Origin of the sequence: Streptomyces zhaozhouensis (genome assembly GCF_900230195.1) — a bacterium.
Lineage (GTDB): Bacteria > Actinomycetota > Actinomycetes > Streptomycetales > Streptomycetaceae > Streptomyces > Streptomyces zhaozhouensis.
On sequence record NZ_OCNE01000003.1, the window covers coordinates 152963 to 171380 of the forward strand.

Genomic DNA, 18418 nt, shown 5'->3' on the forward strand with positions numbered 1-18418 from the left:
CCGGGTCGGCTACCGCCGGGCGCCCGGGGGCGGAGGCAGGGCGCAGGCGGCGGTGCCGCCCGGCAGCCGCTGGCGGTTGCGGGCGACCAGCCGGTAGACGCCGGCCGCCAGCCAGCTGACGGGCGGGATCATCAGCGCCGCGCCCAGCGGCGCCCAGACGCCGCCGGCCCGCATCAGCAGCTTCGCGACGCCGGCGGCCCCTCCGTACACCCGGCCGTTCGGCGTCACCCACAGCACCTCGTGCCGCGCGCGTTCCTCCGTGACGCCGAGCGCGTCGAGGTCGGCGAACTGCCAGGCGACCGTCGTGCAGTCGGGTCTGATCCGACGCTCGGCGAAGTTCACCGAGGTGGTGCAGAAACCGCAGTCGCCGTCGAAGACCAGCACCGGTCGCGCGTTCATGCCTCCATGGTGCCCGACCCGCGTCCGGCGGGGGCGGCGGGGGCGGCGTTCGAGTGGGGGGAGGCGCCGCCCGGGTCGGCGCGGGCCCTGACCAGTGGACCGGCGAGGGGGTGGAGCGGCTCACCCGAGACGCAGGGTCCAGTGCCCCCGGCAGCCGCTCAGGCTGACCACGGAGAGCGGATGGACCTCGGTGCGCCAGTAGGAGGCGGGCGGCGCCTTGAGCGCGTAGAGCATCGCCGCCCTGATCACGGCCGGTTCGGTGACCGCCACGATCAGCCCCTCCCCCTCGACGGGCCGGGTGTCCAGCCAGGTCCCGACCCGGGAGACGAAGGCCAGCAAAGACTCCCCGCCGTGCGGCGCGGACCTCGGGTCGGCCAGCCAGACGTCGACCGCCTGCGGCTCCCGCAGCGTCACCTCCTGAAGGGTCATGCCGCGCCACCGGCCCATGTCGCAGTCGCGCAGGGCGAGTTGGGCCAACGGCGCCAGACCGAGCGCCTCCCCGGTCTGGCGACTGCACGGCGTCGGGGAGCAGTAACGCAACTCGGCCGCCGCCAGCGGCAGCAGCATCGGGATGGCGTGCTCCAGGGCCTGCCATCCGGCCGCGTCCAGGGGGCGCTCGTCGTCGAACCGGGCGTCCAGAAGCGAGGAACTGCGGGCAGCGGCTATCAGCGTTACCAGCATGGGCGTGATGGTACGAACACCTTGAGGAGTAGACCACTACCCGCGCGTTAATTCTCCGGTCCGCTCCCCCGGGCTCCCCCGCCCGCCCAGCCTCGCGGTTTCATGACGGTCCGCCGACGGAGTCGGTGGGCCGTTTCGTGCCGTGGATCGCGGGTGGTCAGGCGGGGGCCCGGGGCTCGTCTCGGGGTGACGCCGGGTTCCACTCCTCCGGTGGCGGGCTGCTGTCGTAGGGGGTGCGGGTTGCCGGGCCCCCGGTCACCGCCCCGTCCGCGTCCGGCGCCCGCTCGCCGGCCGACTCCCAGACGCGGGCGCGCGCTTCGGCCCGGGCGGCACGGACCGCCGCCGGGGCCTTCTCGTCGGAGGCGGCGAGGGTGTCGATGAGGCGGGAGGCCGTCGGGCCGGAGGCCACCGGCCCGCACCCAGCCGGCTCCGCCCGCGGCGCCGGCATCCGCGAGGCAGTCACCGGCCAAGGCGACCGTCAGGACCACCTCCAGGAGGACCTTGCCCGGATCGTGGACGGCCCTCGGCTTCCGCCACGGCATCAGCGCCGCTGACATCGCGGTGTCCAGGCCGGCTCGCGTACGGTATCGAGCCTCGGTGCCCCCCTCGTGAGTGCGCGAGGCTCAACGTGTGCGCCCCGTCGTTCCCAGGCTCCGCACCGCACCGACCGCCTCAGGTGACTCGGAAGACCGGCCAGCCGATCTCGGTGCGCCACGCAGCGGGGTCGCTCGTGTCACGGGGGCCGACAACGTAGACCTCCCGCACCGGCCCGGCCACCGACATCGCGTTCTCCACCACCCAGGTCCCGAGTTCGCCGTACGTGACCTCGATGTCGTCGTGCTCGCCGACATGGGTGGTGACCGCGAGTTCCGCGGCCGGCAGACTCACGGGGTGCACGCGTCCGGTGCGAGGCGGCGCGGCTGACGGCAGGTAGACGAGCGCGTGACCGCGCTCCTGCTCGAAAAGGGCGTTGTCGTAGCTGCCGCCCGGCGGTCCGGTCACGTCGCCGGCGACGGCCGCCTCCAATTCGGCCATCGCGCCCGCGTACCAGGTCTCGATGTCGCGATGCCCGACCACGGCCTCCACCGCCGCGACCGTCCGTGCGGGCTCCGCACGCAGCTCGACGTCGATGGGCGCGGGGTCGGGCCGGAGGAGGCGGCGCAGCGACACGACTGCGGCCCGGGTGCGGTCGAGCGCGTTTTCGAGGCGTCGCAGGTGCTCCGCGACCAGCGCCGCCCGGACACCGGGGTCGGGGGTCCGCAGGATCTGCCGCACATCGCTCAGGGGGACGTCGAGCTCGCGGAGCCGGTGGATGACCTGCGCGGTCGGGATCTGATCGACGCCGTAGTAGCGGTAACCGGTGGCCTCGTCCACCACGGCGGGTTCCAGCAGGGCCGCCTCGTGATACCGGCGCAGGGTCCGCACGCTCAAGTGGGTCAGCCGCGAGAACTCGCCGATGGTCAGCACGCCCTCATTCTGAACGTTCCCCCCGGGGGAGGGTCCACGGCTTGACCCTCCCGCGCCGCGAGGTCACACGGTGGGCTCATGACACAGCACACCGGTCTTCCGTCCGCTCTGCTCCCGACCGCCGTGCGCCAGTTCCTGGGCGCCCACATCGTCCGCGACGCTGACACCGCCTCGTCGTTCCTCGCCGAGGACGCGGTGATCGTCGACCAGGACGAGACCTTCCGCGGCCGGGAGGAGACCTACGCGTTCCTGCGGGACGCCGGGTCCGAGTTCGCGTACACGACCGAGCGGATCGGCGCTCACCGCGTCGATGACACCCACTGGGTGGTCACCGTGCGGCTCGAAGGCACCTTCCCGGGAGGCGTCGCCGAGCTCGACTACCGGTTCGCGCTGCGGGACGACCTCATCGCCGAACTCGTCATCGCCAACCACCCGGCCTGACCGCACGCGCCCCATTACCAATCTTCAGCGGAGAGAAAAATGTCTCGTTCAGATCGCGATCGTCTCAACGGTCGCCGGGCGCTGGTCACGGGCGGTTCGAAGGGCTCGGGCAAGGCCGTCGTAGAGAGACTGCGAGAGATGGGTGCCGACGTGTGGACCACGGCACGCACTATGCCCGGCGGTTACGAGCGCCCCGACCGGTTCATCGAGGCGGACACTTCCACGGTGGGCGGTGTGGAGGTTGTGGTGTCCAGGATCTCCGAGGGAGGTGCGCTGGACATCCTGGTGCACGTCGTCGGAGGATCGTCGACCCCGCCTGGCGGATTCGCCGCGGCGACTGAGGAGCACTGGCTGGCGGAACTCGACCTGAACTTCCTGGGAGCCGTCCGACTGGATCGCGCACTGCTGCCGGCCATGGTGGAGGCGGGATCGGGAGTGGTTGTCCACGTCACGTCGATTCAGCGTCAGATGCCGTTGCACGACGCGACGTTGCCGTACGCGTCAGCGAAGGGTGCCCTGCGTACGTACAGCAAGGGTCTCGCGAACGAACTGGCCCCACGAGGCGTGCGAGTGAACGCCGTCAGCCCCGGGGGGATTCGGACCGGAGCGTATGCGGGCTTCATCGACCAGCTCGCCGAGGGCAACGGACTGACCCGCGAAGAGGCGGAGCGGAGCCTGATGGATTCCCTCGGAGGGGTTCCGATCGGAAGGTTCGCGACGACGGAAGAGGTCGCGGACCTGGTCGGCTTCCTCGTGTCGGACCGGGCCTCGTCCACCGTGGGCGCGGAGTACGTCATCGACGGCGGCACCGTTCCGACCGTCTGAGCCGGGCACCGGTTCCGAGTAGCCACTCGCGAACAGCGCGACCCGGTGGCGGGACCCCCTCCTCAGGAACCGGAGCGGTAGTGGTCCTCCCAGACCCGGGTGAGCGCGCCCAGGGGGTCGGCGGCGACCTGCTTGGCCGAGTAGAAGACATGCCCGCCGACCTGGGGGTGCCGTTCCGCGGTCAGCGCCAGGTGCGAGGACAGCTCGCCCGGCTCCTGCCAGGCCGCCGGCTGCGCCGGGTCGCCCACCTTGTAGGCCGCCTCGCCGAGGTAGAGCGCGACGTCCGTGCCGTCGGCGACCTCCGACCACCACGCGGCGAGCACCGCGTAGTCGGCGGCCTCGTTGCCGATCTCCCAGTAGATCTGCGGGATCACGTAGTCGACCCAGGACTCCCGCACCCAGGTGCGCACGTCCGCGTAGAGGTCGTCGTAGGTCTGCACGCCGCCCCGGGTGTCGGAGCCGAGCGGGTCGGTCGACTTGTTCCGCCAGACGGCGAACGGACTGACGCCGAAGGGCAGTTCCGGCTTGGCCTCGGCGACCCGGTCCCGCATCTCGCGCACCAGCAGGTCGATGTTGTTCCGGCGCCAGTCGCCCTTGTCGGCGAAGTCGCCACCGTGCTCGGCGAAGGCGTCGTCGTCGTCGAACGACTCGCCGGCCACCGGGTACGGGTAGAAGTAGTCGTCCCAGTGCACGCCGTCGATGTCGTAGGAGGTGACGGCGTGCATCATCGCGTCCTGCACGAACTCCCGCACCTCGGGGAGCCCCGGGTTGTAGTACAGCCGCCCGCCGTAGGGCACGGCCCAGCTCGGCTCGCGGCGCGCGGGATGGTCGGCCGCCAGCCGGGACGGGTCGGTGTGGGTGGCGACGCGGTACGGGTTGAACCACGCGTGCAGCGCGAGCCCCCGCGCGTGCGCCTCCTCGACGGCGAACGCCAGCGGGTCCCAGCCCGGGTCCTCGCCCTGGGTGCCCGTCAGCCACTCGGACCAGGGCTCGTGCGGCGAGGGCCAGAACGCGTCGGCGGTGGGCCGCACCTGGAGGAAGACCGTGTTCAACTCCCAGCGGACCGCGACGTCCAGCAGCTTGACCAGGTCGGAGCGGACGGTGTCGGCCGACTGCCCCGGCTGGGCCGGCCAGTCGATGTTGCTGACCGAGGCGATCCACATCCCGCGCAACTCCTCGGCGAGCGGCACCGCGCCGTCCCCGGCGCCGTCGGCGGCGGGCACGGCACCGCCCCGCTCCCTGGCCCCGGCCACCGATCCCGTGCTGAACGTGCCGACCAGCGTGGCCATCGAGGCCAGGGCGAAGCCCCGGCGGCTGATCCGACCCATGAGTGAACCCCCAGACGCGTCCGTTCCGTTCTACATGCCCAGCACAGCGTGACGGAATCAGGCGCTCCCCCACCGTTGACACACCCGGGGGCGCCCGGGTTTCGGGTTTTCACACCGCCGGGCGCGCCGCCCGGTTGACGCCGGGCCGGGAGCGGTGGCGAGAACGCGTCCGCCGACGGGGAACCGTCCGGGCTCCCGGAGCGTGTGAGGAGAGGAGCGTGCCCAGGGGGCGTACGCGAGGGGGTGGGACGGGTGGCGCGACCAGCTGACTGGTCTCCGGTGGACATGGACCGCGACCCGACGCCGGGGGATCCGGACGAGGTGCGTGAACTGGCCGACGAGCTCCAGGAGTTCGCGGACGACGTCGGCGAGGCGCTGGGGAAGATCCGGGGCATGGCGGGCGAACGCGCCATGTTGGAGTGGGCGGGGCTGTCGGCGGAGGCGTTCCGCCGGGAGTTCGAGGGCGTGCCGGACAACCTGACGAAGCTGGAGGACTCCTACGACCTCTGTTCCCGGGCACTCCAGACGTACTGGCCCAGGCTCCAGAACGCGCAGGGCATGGCCGACCGCGCGTTGGACCGGGCGATCACGGCACAGGCGGACCTGGCCGCCGCGCGGTCGGCGCTGGGGGACGCCGAGGACTGGGTGGGCCGGGCCGGCGAGGAGGCGGAGCGGCTCCAGCGCGAGGGCGAGCGCGACGACGTCGAGCCGCCGGACGAGGCGGACGTCCGCGCCGCGTCCCGGGACCGCCAGGCCGCCGAGGCGGCGGCCGGCGCCGCCCAGAGCAGGGTGCACGACGCGGAGGAACGGCTCTCGGCCGCGCGTCAACTCGCGCTGGACGCCCAGGAGATGCGCGAGGAGGCGGCGCGCGAGTGCGCCCGCGACATCGACGAGGCCTCCGACGCCGGCATCCAGAACCGCAAGTGGTACGAGAAGGCCATCAAGTGGGTGACCGACAACTGGGACACCTTCGTCGAGGTCTGCAAGGTCGTCGTCGCGGTCCTCGGCATCGTCGTGATGATCATCGGCGGCCCGCTGGCCTGGGTCGTCCTCGCCGCCGCGCTCGTCGTCCTCGCCGACACCCTGATCAAGTACGCGCGCGGGGAGGCCGGACTCCTCGACGTCGCGTTCGCCGCTTTGGACTGCATCCCCGGTTTCAAGGGCATCACCACGGCGGGCGGCCTGCTGCGCGGCGTCAAGGGGCTCGCCACCGGCGGCCTCGGCGACGTGGCCGCCGGGATGCGTGGCATGGCCAACGTGTTCAAGGGCTCCTCGCGGCTGCCCGGCGGCCAGATCCCGTTCCGGGAGCTCAGCCCGAAGGCGCGGCAGCTCGCCCGCGACCTCGAACTGCACGGGCACATCCCGATCAGGACGGCCGAGGTGAACGTCTCCCACATGGCCGAGCTGCAGCGGTTCGCGGGCGTGGAGCACGCGATCATCCAGAACCCCGCCGGCCAGCTGCGCCTCTTCCGGGGCACGGAGTTCACCTCCGCCATCCCGCGGGACCTGCGTGGCCAGGGGTTCGACTTCATCGCGCACACCCACCCGGAGGACCGGCTTCCCGGGCCGCCGAACGACATGGAGCGGCTGCTCGGCCAGCGGGACAGCATGAGCCGGGACCTCGACTACAAGACGACCGACCACACCGAGGTGGTCATCAGCCGTGACGACCAGCTCCGCTTCTTCGACGGCGACGGGGTGTTCCCGCCGGGGGAGTTCCCGCCGAACGGCCCGGTCAACGACCGGGGATACATCGTTCCCGTGCCGCGTCTAGGCTGATCCCCAGCCCGTGAGAGAGGTGTCCACCGATGGCCGACGACTTCACCAGCTGCCAGATCTGCGGCGCCTTCGTGCTGCAGGTTCCGGGCTGGACCGCACTGGTGGAGAGTTACACGCTGCTGCGCGCGACGTGGCGGCCGGGCGCCTCGTTCTTCCAGGGGGCGCTGCACCTCTCCTGTCTGACCGACTGGGAGCACAGGGACGCGTTCCTTGCCGAGTTCCGAACGATCATGACCGGGTACGGGCGGAGTCTGACGGTCGAGGCCGGCGGCACCCCGCACACCGTGCGCCAGCCCGGCTACCACTACGGCGAGCGTGTCCTCGAAGGCGAGAGCTGCGACATCTTCCGCCACACCGGCTCCGACCGCTGGCTGGTGCTGACCGAGGAGGGCCCCTGGTACACGCTGGGCCCCGAGCAGCTCGCCGCCCTGGCGGAGGGGCGGCCGGCGTGGTTCGCCGGCGGTGGCGAGCGGGTCCGGCTGCCGGCGGACGTGCCGGGCGAGGAGGTCCCGGCCATGGACCTGGCCGGGCTGCTGGGAGCATTGGGGAGCGCGGAGCGCTACCCGGGGCTCTGGGAGGCCGCCCCCGACTACGAGGTGTGGCGCTACGGCGCGAGGAAGCGCGTCCTGGAGTACTCGGTCTCCGTGCGCCTCCCCCTCCCGCGGGAGGCGACGGAGTTCCTGTCCGACTACGCCCGCGCCTACGAGCCGATCGTCCTTGAGGACTGACCCGGAAGAAGCAGCGCTGGACCCGGGCGCCGGTCGCGGAGCACCGCGCGGGTAACGTCGGGCCCCTGGCGGACGGCGGGACGGCGTCCGGCTTCGAACGGTTTCAGGCGAAGGGGCACGGTGTGACGGATATCGAGCGCGTGGGCGTGGTCGGGTGCGGGCAGATGGGGGCCGGCATCGCCGAGGTGTGTGCGCGGGCCGGGCTTGAGGTGCGGGTCGCGGAGACCACCGGCGAGGCGCTGGAGCTGGGCAGGACCCGGCTGGTCAACTCGCTGGAGCGGGCCGTCGAGCGCGGCAAGATCGACGTCGCCGGCCGGGACGCGGCGCTGGAGCGGCTGTCGTTCACCACCGACCTGGGCGAGTTCGCCGACCGCGACATGGTGATCGAGGCCGTCGTCGAGAACGAACAGGTCAAGACCGAGATCTTTCAGGTGCTTGACCAGGTGGTGACCAGGGAGGACGCGATCCTGGCCTCCAATACCTCGGCCATTCCACTGGTCAATCTCGCGGTGGCGACCAGTCGCCCCGCACAGGTTCTCGGCGTGCACTTCTTCAACCCGGCGCAGGTGCAGCGGCTGGTGGAGCTGGTCCCCGCGCTGACCACCGGCGAGGCCGTGATGAAGCGGGCGGAGGCCCTGGTGACCGGCGTGCTGGGCAAGCACGCGATCCGGGCACAGGACCGTTCCGGCTTCGTGGTCAACGGGCTGCTGATCCCCTATCTGCTCTCCGCCGTGCGGATGTACGAGGCGGGCGCGGCCAGCCGTGACGACATCGACGCGGGGATGGAACTGGGCTGCGCCCACCCGCAGGGGCCGCTGAAGGTCGCCGACCTGATCGGGCTCGACACCGTGGCGTCGATCGCCGCCTCGATGTACGAGGAGCTCAAGGAGCCGCTGTACGCTCCCCCGCCGCTGCTGCTGCGCATGGTGGCCGCCGGCCAGCTGGGGCGGAAGTCGGGCGCCGGCTTCTACTCCTACCCGGGCTGACCGACCTGAGCGACGTCCTCGGACCGACGGCCCCGGAAGCGACCGCCCGGCCGACCGGGCCGGCGCGGTCCATCCGCCGGGGGCTCCCGTGGGGGCACGGCCGCGCCGGTCGCCGCCGGGAGCGGGCGGCGGCCCGGCCGGCGCGAGGCGCGGTCAGGAGGCGCGGCGGCGTGCGGCGGCGGTCTTGCCGCCCGACGTCTTCCCGCTCGTGCTCTTCTTGGCGGTCGACTTCTTCGCGGTCGCCTTCTTGTCGGCGGTCTTCTTCGCGGCGCTCCGCTTGCCCGCCGTCTTCTTGGCGGAGCCGCCAGACGAGGACTTCTTGGCCGCCGACTTCTTGGCCGCGCGCTTCCCGCCGCTCTTCCCTCCGCCGGAACCGCCCGCGCCGCCCGATCCGCCGGAGATGTCGGTGACCGTGGCCTCCTCGCCGCCCTCCCCCCGCGACTCCCTGGCGTTGCGCACGCTGTCCTCCAACGCGGCCATCAGGTCGACCACCCGCCCGCCCCGTTCCGCCTCCTCGCCGGGGCTGGGCGGCTCGATGCCCTCCAGCTTCGCGTTGACCAGGGTCTCCACCGCCGCCCGGTACTCGTCGCGCAGCTCCGACATGTCCACCGACCCCAGCGTGTCCATGAGCGTGTCCGCCATGTCCAGCTCGGCGTCGCGCACGGTGACCTTCTCCGTGGGCGCCAGCCCCTCCGAGGAACGGATCTCGTCCGGCCACAGCAGGGTGTGCATCCCCAGCACGTCCTCGTCCTCCCTGGTGCGGACGAGGGCCAGCGTCTCCCGGCCGCGCATCGCCAGCTTGGCGACGGCCGCCTGCCCGGAACGGCGCAGCGCCTCGCGGAGCAGGACATAGGGCTTGGCCGCGCCGCTGTCGGGCGCCAGGTAGTAGGAACGGTCCAGCTGGTAGGGGTCGACGCCGGAGATCGGCACGAAGCCGAGGATCTCCACGGTCCGCGCGGTGGGCAGCGGCAGCGCCCCGAGATCGGCGTCGCTGATCTGGACGAGCGTCCCGTCGGCCGCCTGGTACGCCTTGGCGATGTCGTCGCCGCTCAGCTCCTCGCCGTCCAGCTCGCACACCTTGCGGTAGCGGACCCGGCCCTCGTCGACGGCGTGCACCTGCCGGAACGAGACGGAGTGGTTCTCGGTCGCGCTGACCACCTTGATGGGAATGGTCACCAGACCGAAGGAGATGGACCCTTTCCAGATGGATCGCATGATCTGCCCCTTTCGCGCCAACCATGCCAGTCTCAATGTATGCCTGTGGTCACCGTGGAGGACCGTCGACTGACGCTCTCCAACCTGGACAAGGTGCTCTACTCCGACGGCACCACCAAGGGCGAGCTGCTGCACCACTACGCGAGCAACGGCGCGCTGCTCCTGCCCCACCTCGTCGATCGCCCGCTCAGCCTGCTGCGCTATCCGGACGGCGGGACCGGGCAGCGCTTCTTCACCAAGAACGTGCCGCCCGGCACGCCCGACTGGGTGAGAACGGGCGAGGTGCCGCGTTCCGGCGGGGGCACGATGCGGCAGCTGGTCGTCGCGGACCTGCCCTCGCTGGTGTGGGCGGCGAACCTGGTCGTCGAGTTCCACACCCCGCAGTGGACGCTCGACGCGCCCGACGTCGCCGACCGGCTGGTGCTGGACCTGGACCCGGGTGAGCCGGCGACGGTCGTCGACTGCTGCCGGGTGGCGCTGTGGCTGCGGGAGCGGCTGGGTGCCGACGGGCTGACCTGCTACGCCAAGACGTCGGGGTCCAAGGGGCTGCACCTGCTGTGCCCGGTGGAGCCGGCGTCGTCGCGGGAGACCTCCGCCTACGCCAAGAGGTTGGCCACCGAGGCCGCGCGGGAGCTGCCCGAACTGGCGCTCGCGGTGATGACCCGCCGGCTGCGGCCCGGCAAGGTCTTCATCGACCACAGCCAGAACGCCGCCCGGAAGACCACCGCCACCCCGTACACGCTGCGCGCCCGGCCGCTGCCGACGCTCTCCGCGCCGGTCACCTGGGAGGAGATCGAGGAGTGCGGGCGCCCCGAGGAGCTGGCGTTCACGCTGGCCGAGCTGCCGGCCAGGCTGGAGCGGCTGGGCGACCTCTTCGCGCCGCTGGCCGCCCGCACCGAGGCGGCGCCGCTGCCGGACTGAACGCGGGCGGGGCTCTCCCCGGCGTCGCACGCCCCACCGGGGGCCTCGGTGGCGGGGCGCGGTCGACAGCGGTCGCGGCGCCGGGCGGCCCCGGTGGCCTGTCGTGACCGGCGCGCAGGGCGGGCCGACCGCGTGGTTCCCCGCGCCCCCGCACGGCCGGTCGCGGCACCGGTGCGCGTGCGCCTGGAGCCCCGGGCGACGACGCCGGGCGGTGCGGCGGCGCCGCCGCACCGCCCGGCGTCACGCCCCCGGCGTCACGCGCCCCGCAGCGTCGCCCCCGTGCGGGAGATCGCCGTCGCCACGGCCGCCTCGCGGGCCGCGGTGGCCTCCTCGGCCGTCAGCGTCCGGTCGGGGGCGCGGAAGCGCAGCGCGTAGGCCAGCGACTTCCGTCCGGCGCCCAGCTGTTCGCCGGTGAAGACGTCGAACAGCCGCACGGACTCCAGCAGTTCGCCGGCGCCGGCGCGCAGCGCACCCTCCACCTCGGCGGCGGGCACCGCGTTGTCCACCACCAGCGCCACGTCCTGGGTGGCCACCGGGAAGGTGGAGATGTCGGGCGCGGCCACCGGGCCGCCGGAGGCGCCCTTCAGCAGGTCGAGGTGGAGCTCCATCGCGCAGGAGCGCTCCGGGAGCCCCAGCGCCTTCACCACCCGGGGATGCAGCTCGCCCGCGTGCCCGACCAGCAGGCGCTCGCCCGCCACCCGCATCCGCAGCGCCGCGCAGCGACCGGGGTGCCAGGGGGCGTGCTGGTCGCGTTCCACGATCAGCTCCACCCGCGCCTCGCGGGCCACCACCCGGGCGGCCTCGACGGCGTCGGCCCAGGCGGCGGGGCGCTCGCTCCCCCACCAGCCGCCGGGCTCCCTGGCGCCGGCCAGCACCACGGCCACGGAACGCGGCTGCGGCGGCACCGACGCCCGGAGCGCGGCGATCTCCTCGTCGGTCGGCCGACGCGTGACCGGCGGCCGGATCGCCGCCGGCTCCAGGCCGGTCGGCCGGAAGACCAGGCCGCTCTCGAAGAGCGCCAGGTCACCGCCGCCCCGCCCGTGGTTGCGGCGCAACGTCTCCAGCAGCCCCGGCAGCAGCGTGGTGCGCAGCTGCGGCTCCTCCTCGGAGAGCGGGTTGGCCAGCCGCACCGCGCGGCGCCGCGGGTCGTCCTCCGGCAGGCCCAGCGCGTCCAGCGCCTTCTCGCCCACGAACGGGTAGTTGAGCGTCTCGACATAGCCGGCGCCGGCCAGCGCGCGGCCCACCCGGCGGCGCAGCCGCTGCCCCTCGGTCAGGCCGCGCCCGGCCGGGGGCCTGGGCAGCGTGGAGGGCAGCGACTCGTAGCCCTCCAGCCGCAGCACCTCCTCGGCCAGGTCGTTCGGCTCCGTCAGGTCGGGACGCCAGGTCGGCGCCGTGACGTCCAGGATGTCGGAGCCGTCGACCGCGCAGCCGACCTCCTGGAGCCGGCGGACCACGACCTCCCGGCCGTAGGTCACGCCCGCCACCCGGTCGGGGTGGTCGGCGCGCATCTCGACGGTGGCCGGCGGGGCCGGCGTCCCGACGTCGGTGACGCCCTCGCCCGCCGTGCCGCCGGCGAGCAACACCAGCAGGTCCACGGCGCGTTGCGCGGCGGCGCCGGCCGCCGCCGGGTCCACGCCCCGCTCGAAGCGGCGCGACGCCTCGCTGCTCAGCCGGTGGCGGCGGGAGGCCCTCGCGATGGTGACCGCGTCGAAGTGCGCGGCCTCGACCACGATGTCGGTGGTGCCCACCTCGGGCGCCAGCGGGCTGCGCGGCTCGTGCGGGGCGTCCGCGATCTCGGTGTCCGCGCCGCCCATCACGCCGGCGAGGCCGACGGGCCCCCGGTCGTCGGCGATGACCAGGTCCTCCGGGTGCAGCTTCCGTTCGACGCCGTCGAGCGTCGTCAGCCGCTCCCCCTCCGCCGCGCGGCGGACCACGATCGTGCCGTTCAGCCGGGCCGCGTCGTAGGCGTGCAGGGGCTGACCCAGCTCCAGCATCACGTAGTTGGTGATGTCGACGGCCAACGACACCGGCCGCATCCCCGACTTCTGGAGCCGGCGGCGCATCCAGATCGGCGACCTGGCGTCGGGCCGCACCCCGGAGACCGTGCGGGCGACGAAGCGGTCGCAGGCCGTCTCGTCCTCGATCCGCACCGGGTGCCCCGGGCCGCCGGCCGCCGGCACGTCCAGCAGCGCCGGGTCGCGCAGCGGCAGCCCGAACGCGGTGGCCGTCTCCCGCGCGACGCCGCGCATCGACAGGCAGTAGCCGCGGTCGGTGGTGACCGCGATGTCCAGCACCTCGTCGAGGAGTTCGAGCAGCGTGATGGCGTCCGTGCCCACCTCGTGCTCGGGCGGCAGCACCATGATGCCGTCGTGGTCCTCGCCGACGCCCAGCTCGCGCGCCGAGCAGATCATGCCCTCGGAGACGTGTCCGTAGGTCTTGCGCGCCGAGATCTTGAACCCGCCGGGCAGCACCGCGCCCGGCAGGACCACGACGACCTTGTCGCCGACGGCGAAGTTGGTCGCGCCGCAGATGATGTTCTGCGGCTCGCCGGTGCCGTTGGCCTGGCCGACGTCGACCTGGCAGTAGCGGATCGGCTTCTTGAACTCGGTCAGCTCCTCGATGGCGAGGACCCGTCCGACCACCAGCGGGCCGGTCAGGTCGGCGCCCAGGCGCTCGACCAGCTCGACCTCCAGACCGGCGGAGATCAGCCGGGTGGCCACCTCGCGCCCGTCGACCTCGGACGGCAGGTCGACGTACTCCCGGAGCCAGGAAAGGGGCACGCGCATCAGATCTCACTCCCGAACGGCCGGGTGAACCGCACGTCACCCTCGATGATGTCCCGCATGTCGGCGACGCCGTGCCGGAACATCAGCATCCGCTCGATGCCGAAGCCGAAGGCGAAGCCGCTGTAGCGCTCCGGGTCGATCCCGCAGGCGACGAGCACCCTGGGGTTGACCACGCCGCAGCCGCCCAGCTCGATCCAGCCCTCGCTGGCACAGGTGCGGCAGGGCCGGTCCGGGTCGCCCACGGACTCGCCGTGGCAGCGGAAGCAGACCATGTCCATCTCGGCGGAGGGCTCGGTGAACGGGAAGTAGTTGGGCCGCAGCCGGGTCCGCATCTCCGGGCCGAAGAGCGACTGGACCATGTGGTCCAGCGTGCCCTTGAGGTCGGCCATGGTCAGCCCCTCGTCGACCGCCAGCAGCTCGACCTGCCCGAAGACCGGGGTGTGCGTGGCGTCCAGCTCGTCGCTGCGGTAGGTGCGTCCCGGGCAGATCACGTAGACGGGCGGCTCGCGGTCCAGCAGCGACCTGATCTGCACCGGCGAGGTGTGGGTGCGCAGCACCAGGCCCGAGTCCGGGCCGCCCCGCTCGTCGGCGACGAAGAAGGTGTCGTGCGTGGAGCGCGCCGGGTGGTCGGGGTCCAGGTTGAGCGCGTCGAAGTTGAACCACTCCGTCTCCACCTCGGGCCCCTCGGCCACCTCGTAGCCCATGGCCACGAAGATGTCCTCGATCCGCTCCGAGAGGGTGGTCAACGGGTGCCGGGCGCCGACGGGCGCGCGGTCGTAGGGGAGGGTGACGTCCACCGCCTCCTCGACCAGCACGCGCTCGTCCCGCTCCGCCTCCAGCACGGCCTGCCGGGCGGCGAGCGCCTTGTTGACCGCGCCTCGCGCCTGGCCCACGCGCTTGCCGGCGGCGGCCTTGGCCTGCGGCGGCAGCGCGCCGATCTCCCGGTTGGCCAGCGCCAGCGGCGAACGGTCGCCCGTGTGCGCGATCTTGGCCTCGCGCAGCGCCTCCAGGTCGGCGGCGGCCTCGAACGCGGCGAGCGCCGCGTCCCTGGCCCCGTCGATCTCCTCTGGTTTCAGTGCCTCGACCTCGACCGGGTCGTACGACTTGTTGGGTGCCGACATCTCTTCCCGTGCTTCCTGATGGCTTGGGCTCCGCCGCGGCCCCGCGCGGACCCGGGACCCGAGTCTAAGGGGGGTGTGCGGCGGCCTGGACACGCCTGGGTGGGCCCACGGGGCCGGCCGCGCTGGTCCGGTGGGACGTCAGCGGAGAAAGGCCGGGGTGCCCGCGGGCAGGATAAATCGGAAGCGCGCGCCGCCCCCCGTGGAGCGGCCGACGGTGACCGTGCCCCCGTGCGCCTCGACGATGCCCTTGACGATGTAGAGCCCGAGGCCGGTGCCGCCGTGCTGGCTGCCGCGCCAGAAACGCGTGAAGACCCGCTGCATGGCGTCCTCGGGGATGCCGGGGCCCTCGTCGCTCACGGTGACGGCCGTCCCTTCCTGGCGGGTCCTGGTCGCGGGTGCTCGGTGCACCCCAATGGTGACCCTACCGCTTCCGTGACGCACCGCGTTTTCCAGCAGGTTGACCAGAACCTGGTCGATCTTGTCCGGGTCGGCCCAGAGGCTGGGCAGTTCGTCCTGGATGTCCAACAGGAAGCGTTCGGGGTCCAGACCACCGTTGATCAGCGCGTCCACCCGCCGCCGCACCGCCTCGTCCAGCGCGACGGGCTGCCGGCGGATCTCCAGCCGGCCGGAGTCGATCCGGGAGACGTCAAGCAGCTCCGTGATCAGCCGGGTGACCCGGTCCGCGTCGCTGTCGACGGTCTGGAGCATCAGCCGCTTCTGGTCGTCGGTGAACCGCTCCCAGCGCGCCAGCAGCGTCGCCGTGAAGCCCTTCACCGAGGTCAGCGGCGAGCGCAACTCGTGGGCCACGGTGGCGATCAGCTCCGCGTTCCCCCGCTCGGTACGCTGGCGCGCCTCGGTGCCGCGCAACGTGACCACCAGCCGCGTCACCTCCCCCGAGGGCCGGTCCCTGACGTAGCGCGCGGAGACCAGCACCTCCCGCGCGCCGGGCAGTAAGAGGTTCCGCTCCGGCTGACCGGTGCGGGTCGCCAGCCCGCCGTACGGGTCGGTGAGCCGCCACCAGGGCCTGCCGTCCGGGTCCTCCAGCGGCAGCGCCCGCTCGATCGGCAGCCCCACCGCCTGGGCCGCCGGCGTCCCGGTCAGCCGGGCCGCCGCGACGTTGCAACACACCACCACCCCCCGGTGGTCGGCGATCACCAGCCCGTCGGGCAGGTCGTCGGGGTGCACCCGCGCGGGCTCCCCGGCACCGACCGCTCTCTCCATCCCCTCGCCCCTCTCCCAGTGGTTCGCACCGAGCACACCCAACCCACCCCGAAACGGGGTCGATTGAACAGGCAATCATCCCGCGTGGACCCCCGCCAGAGCACCTGCCGCGGCGACAGCCCTCGGGGGCGAACGTTGTGGGAGGCGTCAGGGACGACGGCCGCCGGGGCGCCGCTGGGCCCGCGCCGACGCGTAGAGGCAGACGGCGGCCGCGGTCGCCAGGTTCAGGCTCTCCGCCGCGCCGTGGATCGGCACCCGCACCACCGCGTCGGCCAGCCGCGTCGTCTCCTCGGGCAGTCCCCACGCCTCGTTGCCGAATATCCAGGCGGTGGGGCCGCCCATGGTCCCCTCGTCCAGCTCGTCGTCCAGATCGCGCGCGCCCCCGCCGTCGGCGGCCAGCACCCGCACCCCGGCGCCGCGCAGGCCGGTGACCGCCTCGGCCACCGGAACGCCGACGGCCACCGGCAGATGGAACAGGCTGCCGACGGAGGCACGCACCGCCTTCGGGTTGTACAGGTCGACCGACGCGTCGGTCAGCACCACCGCGTCGGCGCCGGCGGCGTCGGCACAGCGCAGGACCGTTCCGGCGTTCCCCGGGTCCCGGACGTGCGCCAGCACCGCGACCAGCCGGGGCCCCGCGGCGAGCACCTCGGCGAACGGACGGTCCAGGAAGGCGCAGACCCCCACGAGCCCCTGCGGGGTCACCGTCTGCGAGATCGACGCGACGACCTCCGGGTCGGCCCGGTGGACCCGGGCGCCGGCGGCCTCGGCCGCCTCGACCACCTCGGCGTAGCGCTCGGCCGCCTCCGGGCTGACGAACAGCTCCCGCAGCGTCGCCTCGCCGGCACCCGAGCGGTGCGCCACCGCCTCCCTGACCGCCTGCGGCCCCTCCGCCAAAAAGCGCCGCTCGCGCCCCCGCAGGCTGCGCCGCGCCAGCCGGCGGGCGGCGGCCACGCGGGGGGAACGCGCTGAGGTCAGCTGGGTGCCAGGGGCCATGAACGGCGGACTCGCTTCGGTACGACGGCGGTGGAACGGCGGTGGAGAAGCCTCCCCCACCCGTGCGGGACCGGCCGGCACGGGGGAAGCGACGGACCCGCAGGCCAGGGAACCTGCGGGTCCGGGAAGAGCGGAGTCGCTCAGGCGGCCTTGGGCGCGTTGACGTCGCTCGGCAGGGCCTTCTGGGCGGTCTCGACCAGCGCCGCGAAGGCGGACGGGTCGTTGACGGCCAGCTCGGCGAGCATCTTGCGGTCCACCTCGATCTCAGCGGCCTTCAGGCCCTGGATGAAGCGGTTGTAGGTGACGCCGTTGGCGCGGGCGGCGGCGTTGATCCGCTGGATCCACAGCTGCCGGAAGTCGCCCTTGCGCTTCTTGCGGTCGTTGTAGTTGTAGACGAGGGAGTGGGTGACCTGCTCCTTCGCCTTGCGGTACAGCCGCGAGCGCTGGCCGCGGTAGCCGCTGGCCTGTTCGAGGATCGCCCTGCGCTTCTTGTGGGCGTTGACTGCCCGCTTGACGCGTGCCACGTGTGTACTCCTTGTAGCGGGGCCGTGGAAAGGTCACACGGCCCGGAACGGATGGGTCCCGGTCGATCCGCCGACCGCCTCCGCCCGACGGGGCGGGCGGTCGGCGCGGATCACTTGCCGAGAAGCTTCTTGATCCTCTTGGCGTCGGCCGGAGCGGTCTCCGTGGTGCCGGCCAGGCGGCGGGTCAGGGTGGAGGGCTTGTGCTCCAGGTAGTGACGGCGACCGGCGCGCTGGCGCATCACCTTGCCCGAGCCACTGACCTTGAACCGCTTGCCGGTACCGGTGTGCGTCTTGTTCTTCGGCATGATCGCCGTACTCTCCTCGTTCTTCTGTCCAGTGAACCCGCGGGGAAGGCGGCCCGTGTCAGGCCGTCGTCTTCCCCTTCTGGCGTTCGGCCTTGCGGGCGGCCTGGGCCTCACGCGCCTCGGCCATCGCCTCGGTCTTCTTCTTGTGCGGACCGAGAACCATGATCATGTTTCGGCCGTCCTGCTTGGGGTTGGACTCGACAAAGCCCAGATCCTGGACGTCCTCGGCGAGCCGCTGGAGCAGTCGGAAGCCCAGCTCGGGGCGGGACTGCTCACGGCCGCGGAACATGATCGTGATCTTGACCTTGTCCCCCTGCTTGAGGAACCGGACGACATGACCCTTCTTGGTGTCATAGTCGTGCGGATCGATCTTCGGCCGGAGCTTCATCTCCTTGATGACCGTGTGCGCCTGGTTCTTGCGCGCCTCACGGGCCTTCATGGCCGACTCGTACTTGAACTTTCCGTAGTCCATGAGCTTGCAGACCGGCGGGCGGGCGTTGGCCGCCACCTCGACCAGGTCCAGGTCGTACTCCTGGGCAAGCTCCAGGGCCTTGGCAAGCGGCACGATGCCGACCTGCTCGCCACTGGGACCGACGAGTCGCACCTCGGGGACGCGAATCCGGTCGTTGATACGGGGCTCGGCGCTGATGGGGCCTCCTCGGTTGCGCCGCACGGATGCCTGGCGGACAGCCGTG

18 protein-coding genes and 1 pseudogene are annotated in these 18418 nt (G+C 72.8%); 6 read left to right on the forward strand and 13 right to left on the reverse strand.

What is annotated here, in order from left to right; translation table 11 throughout:
• Positions 1 to 9: 9 nt before the first annotated feature.
• The 4 genes and pseudogenes from CRP51_RS06535 to CRP51_RS06550 all read right to left on the reverse strand — a co-directional run bounded on the left by CRP51_RS06535 (position 10) and on the right by CRP51_RS06550 (position 2547).
• Positions 10 to 399, reverse strand: coding sequence for a thiol-disulfide oxidoreductase DCC family protein (locus CRP51_RS06535; RefSeq protein ID WP_097230054.1), 390 nt, complete (start codon positions 397 to 399; stop codon positions 10 to 12).
• A 120-nt stretch (positions 400 to 519) separates the two neighbouring features.
• Complete coding sequence (locus CRP51_RS06540) at positions 520 to 1080, reverse strand: histidine phosphatase family protein (protein ID WP_097230055.1); 561 nt, start codon at positions 1078 to 1080, stop codon at positions 520 to 522.
• 256 nt (positions 1081 to 1336) lie between these two features.
• Positions 1337 to 1658, reverse strand: a pseudogene (locus CRP51_RS06545) (transposase); the annotation flags it as partial.
• Positions 1659 to 1752: 94 nt separating this feature from the next.
• Positions 1753 to 2547 (reverse strand): MerR family transcriptional regulator, encoded by a 795-nt coding sequence (locus tag CRP51_RS06550; RefSeq protein ID WP_097230056.1) that lies wholly within the window; start codon positions 2545 to 2547, stop codon positions 1753 to 1755.
• Between the two features lie 78 nt (positions 2548 to 2625).
• Here CRP51_RS06550 and CRP51_RS06555 point away from each other — a divergent pair, with 78 nt between their 5' ends.
• Both CRP51_RS06555 and CRP51_RS06560 read left to right on the forward strand, forming a co-directional pair.
• On the forward strand, positions 2626 to 2988 hold the full coding sequence (locus CRP51_RS06555; RefSeq protein ID WP_097230057.1) for a nuclear transport factor 2 family protein: 363 nt from the start codon (positions 2626 to 2628) through the stop codon (positions 2986 to 2988).
• Between the two features lie 39 nt (positions 2989 to 3027).
• On the forward strand, positions 3028 to 3813 hold the full coding sequence (locus tag CRP51_RS06560; RefSeq protein ID WP_097230058.1) for an SDR family oxidoreductase: 786 nt from the start codon (positions 3028 to 3030) through the stop codon (positions 3811 to 3813).
• Positions 3814 to 3875: 62 nt separating this feature from the next.
• Here the strand turns inward: CRP51_RS06560 and CRP51_RS06565 are convergent, their stop codons facing one another.
• Positions 3876 to 5141, reverse strand: coding sequence for a glycoside hydrolase family 10-like protein (locus tag CRP51_RS06565; protein ID WP_097230059.1), 1266 nt, complete (start codon positions 5139 to 5141; stop codon positions 3876 to 3878).
• A gap of 252 nt (positions 5142 to 5393) precedes the next feature.
• Between CRP51_RS06565 and CRP51_RS29335 the strand changes: the two genes are divergently transcribed.
• From CRP51_RS29335 to CRP51_RS06580, 3 genes are all read left to right on the forward strand, one after another.
• Entirely contained in the window at positions 5394 to 6920 is a 1527-nt protein-coding gene (locus CRP51_RS29335) for a WXG100 family type VII secretion target (RefSeq protein ID WP_245880409.1), read from the forward strand.
• A gap of 29 nt (positions 6921 to 6949) precedes the next feature.
• Positions 6950 to 7648, forward strand: coding sequence for a hypothetical protein (locus CRP51_RS29920; protein WP_097230060.1), 699 nt, complete (start codon positions 6950 to 6952; stop codon positions 7646 to 7648).
• 122 nt (positions 7649 to 7770) lie between these two features.
• The gene (locus CRP51_RS06580) at positions 7771 to 8634 is read left to right on the forward strand and encodes a 3-hydroxybutyryl-CoA dehydrogenase (RefSeq protein ID WP_097230061.1); all 864 of its coding nucleotides are present in this window, start codon (positions 7771 to 7773) and stop codon (positions 8632 to 8634) included.
• A 153-nt stretch (positions 8635 to 8787) separates the two neighbouring features.
• Here CRP51_RS06580 and ku read toward each other — a convergent pair whose 3' ends face one another.
• Positions 8788 to 9849 (reverse strand): non-homologous end joining protein Ku, encoded by a 1062-nt coding sequence (gene ku / locus CRP51_RS06585; RefSeq protein ID WP_097230062.1) that lies wholly within the window; start codon positions 9847 to 9849, stop codon positions 8788 to 8790.
• Between the two features lie 39 nt (positions 9850 to 9888).
• Here ku and ligD point away from each other — a divergent pair, with 39 nt between their 5' ends.
• Entirely contained in the window at positions 9889 to 10770 is an 882-nt protein-coding gene (ligD, locus tag CRP51_RS06590) for a non-homologous end-joining DNA ligase (protein WP_097230063.1), read from the forward strand.
• 254 nt (positions 10771 to 11024) lie between these two features.
• Here ligD and pheT read toward each other — a convergent pair whose 3' ends face one another.
• The 7 genes from pheT to infC form a co-directional block, all read right to left on the reverse strand.
• Positions 11025 to 13556, reverse strand: coding sequence for a phenylalanine--tRNA ligase subunit beta (gene pheT, locus CRP51_RS06595; RefSeq protein ID WP_097230064.1), 2532 nt, complete (start codon positions 13554 to 13556; stop codon positions 11025 to 11027).
• Complete coding sequence (gene pheS / locus CRP51_RS06600) at positions 13556 to 14677, reverse strand: phenylalanine--tRNA ligase subunit alpha (protein WP_097230065.1); 1122 nt, start codon at positions 14675 to 14677, stop codon at positions 13556 to 13558. The genes pheT and pheS overlap by 1 nt, the downstream gene beginning before the upstream one ends.
• A gap of 138 nt (positions 14678 to 14815) precedes the next feature.
• Positions 14816 to 15898 (reverse strand): sensor histidine kinase, encoded by a 1083-nt coding sequence (locus CRP51_RS06605; RefSeq protein WP_097230066.1) that lies wholly within the window; start codon positions 15896 to 15898, stop codon positions 14816 to 14818.
• Between the two features lie 147 nt (positions 15899 to 16045).
• Positions 16046 to 16894 carry a TrmH family RNA methyltransferase gene (locus CRP51_RS06610; protein ID WP_097230067.1) on the reverse strand — a complete coding sequence of 283 codons (849 nt, stop codon included), beginning with the start codon at positions 16892 to 16894 and terminating at the stop codon, positions 16046 to 16048.
• 140 nt (positions 16895 to 17034) lie between these two features.
• A complete protein-coding gene (rplT, locus tag CRP51_RS06615) occupies positions 17035 to 17418 on the reverse strand; it encodes a 50S ribosomal protein L20 (RefSeq protein WP_097230068.1) in 384 nt (127 codons plus the stop codon).
• A gap of 110 nt (positions 17419 to 17528) precedes the next feature.
• Positions 17529 to 17723 carry a 50S ribosomal protein L35 gene (rpmI, locus tag CRP51_RS06620; RefSeq protein ID WP_097230069.1) on the reverse strand — a complete coding sequence of 65 codons (195 nt, stop codon included), beginning with the start codon at positions 17721 to 17723 and terminating at the stop codon, positions 17529 to 17531.
• A 58-nt stretch (positions 17724 to 17781) separates the two neighbouring features.
• On the reverse strand, positions 17782 to 18396 hold the full coding sequence (gene infC / locus CRP51_RS06625) for a translation initiation factor IF-3 (protein ID WP_097230070.1): 615 nt from the start codon (positions 18394 to 18396) through the stop codon (positions 17782 to 17784).
• Between the last annotated feature and the right edge of the window lie 22 nt (positions 18397 to 18418).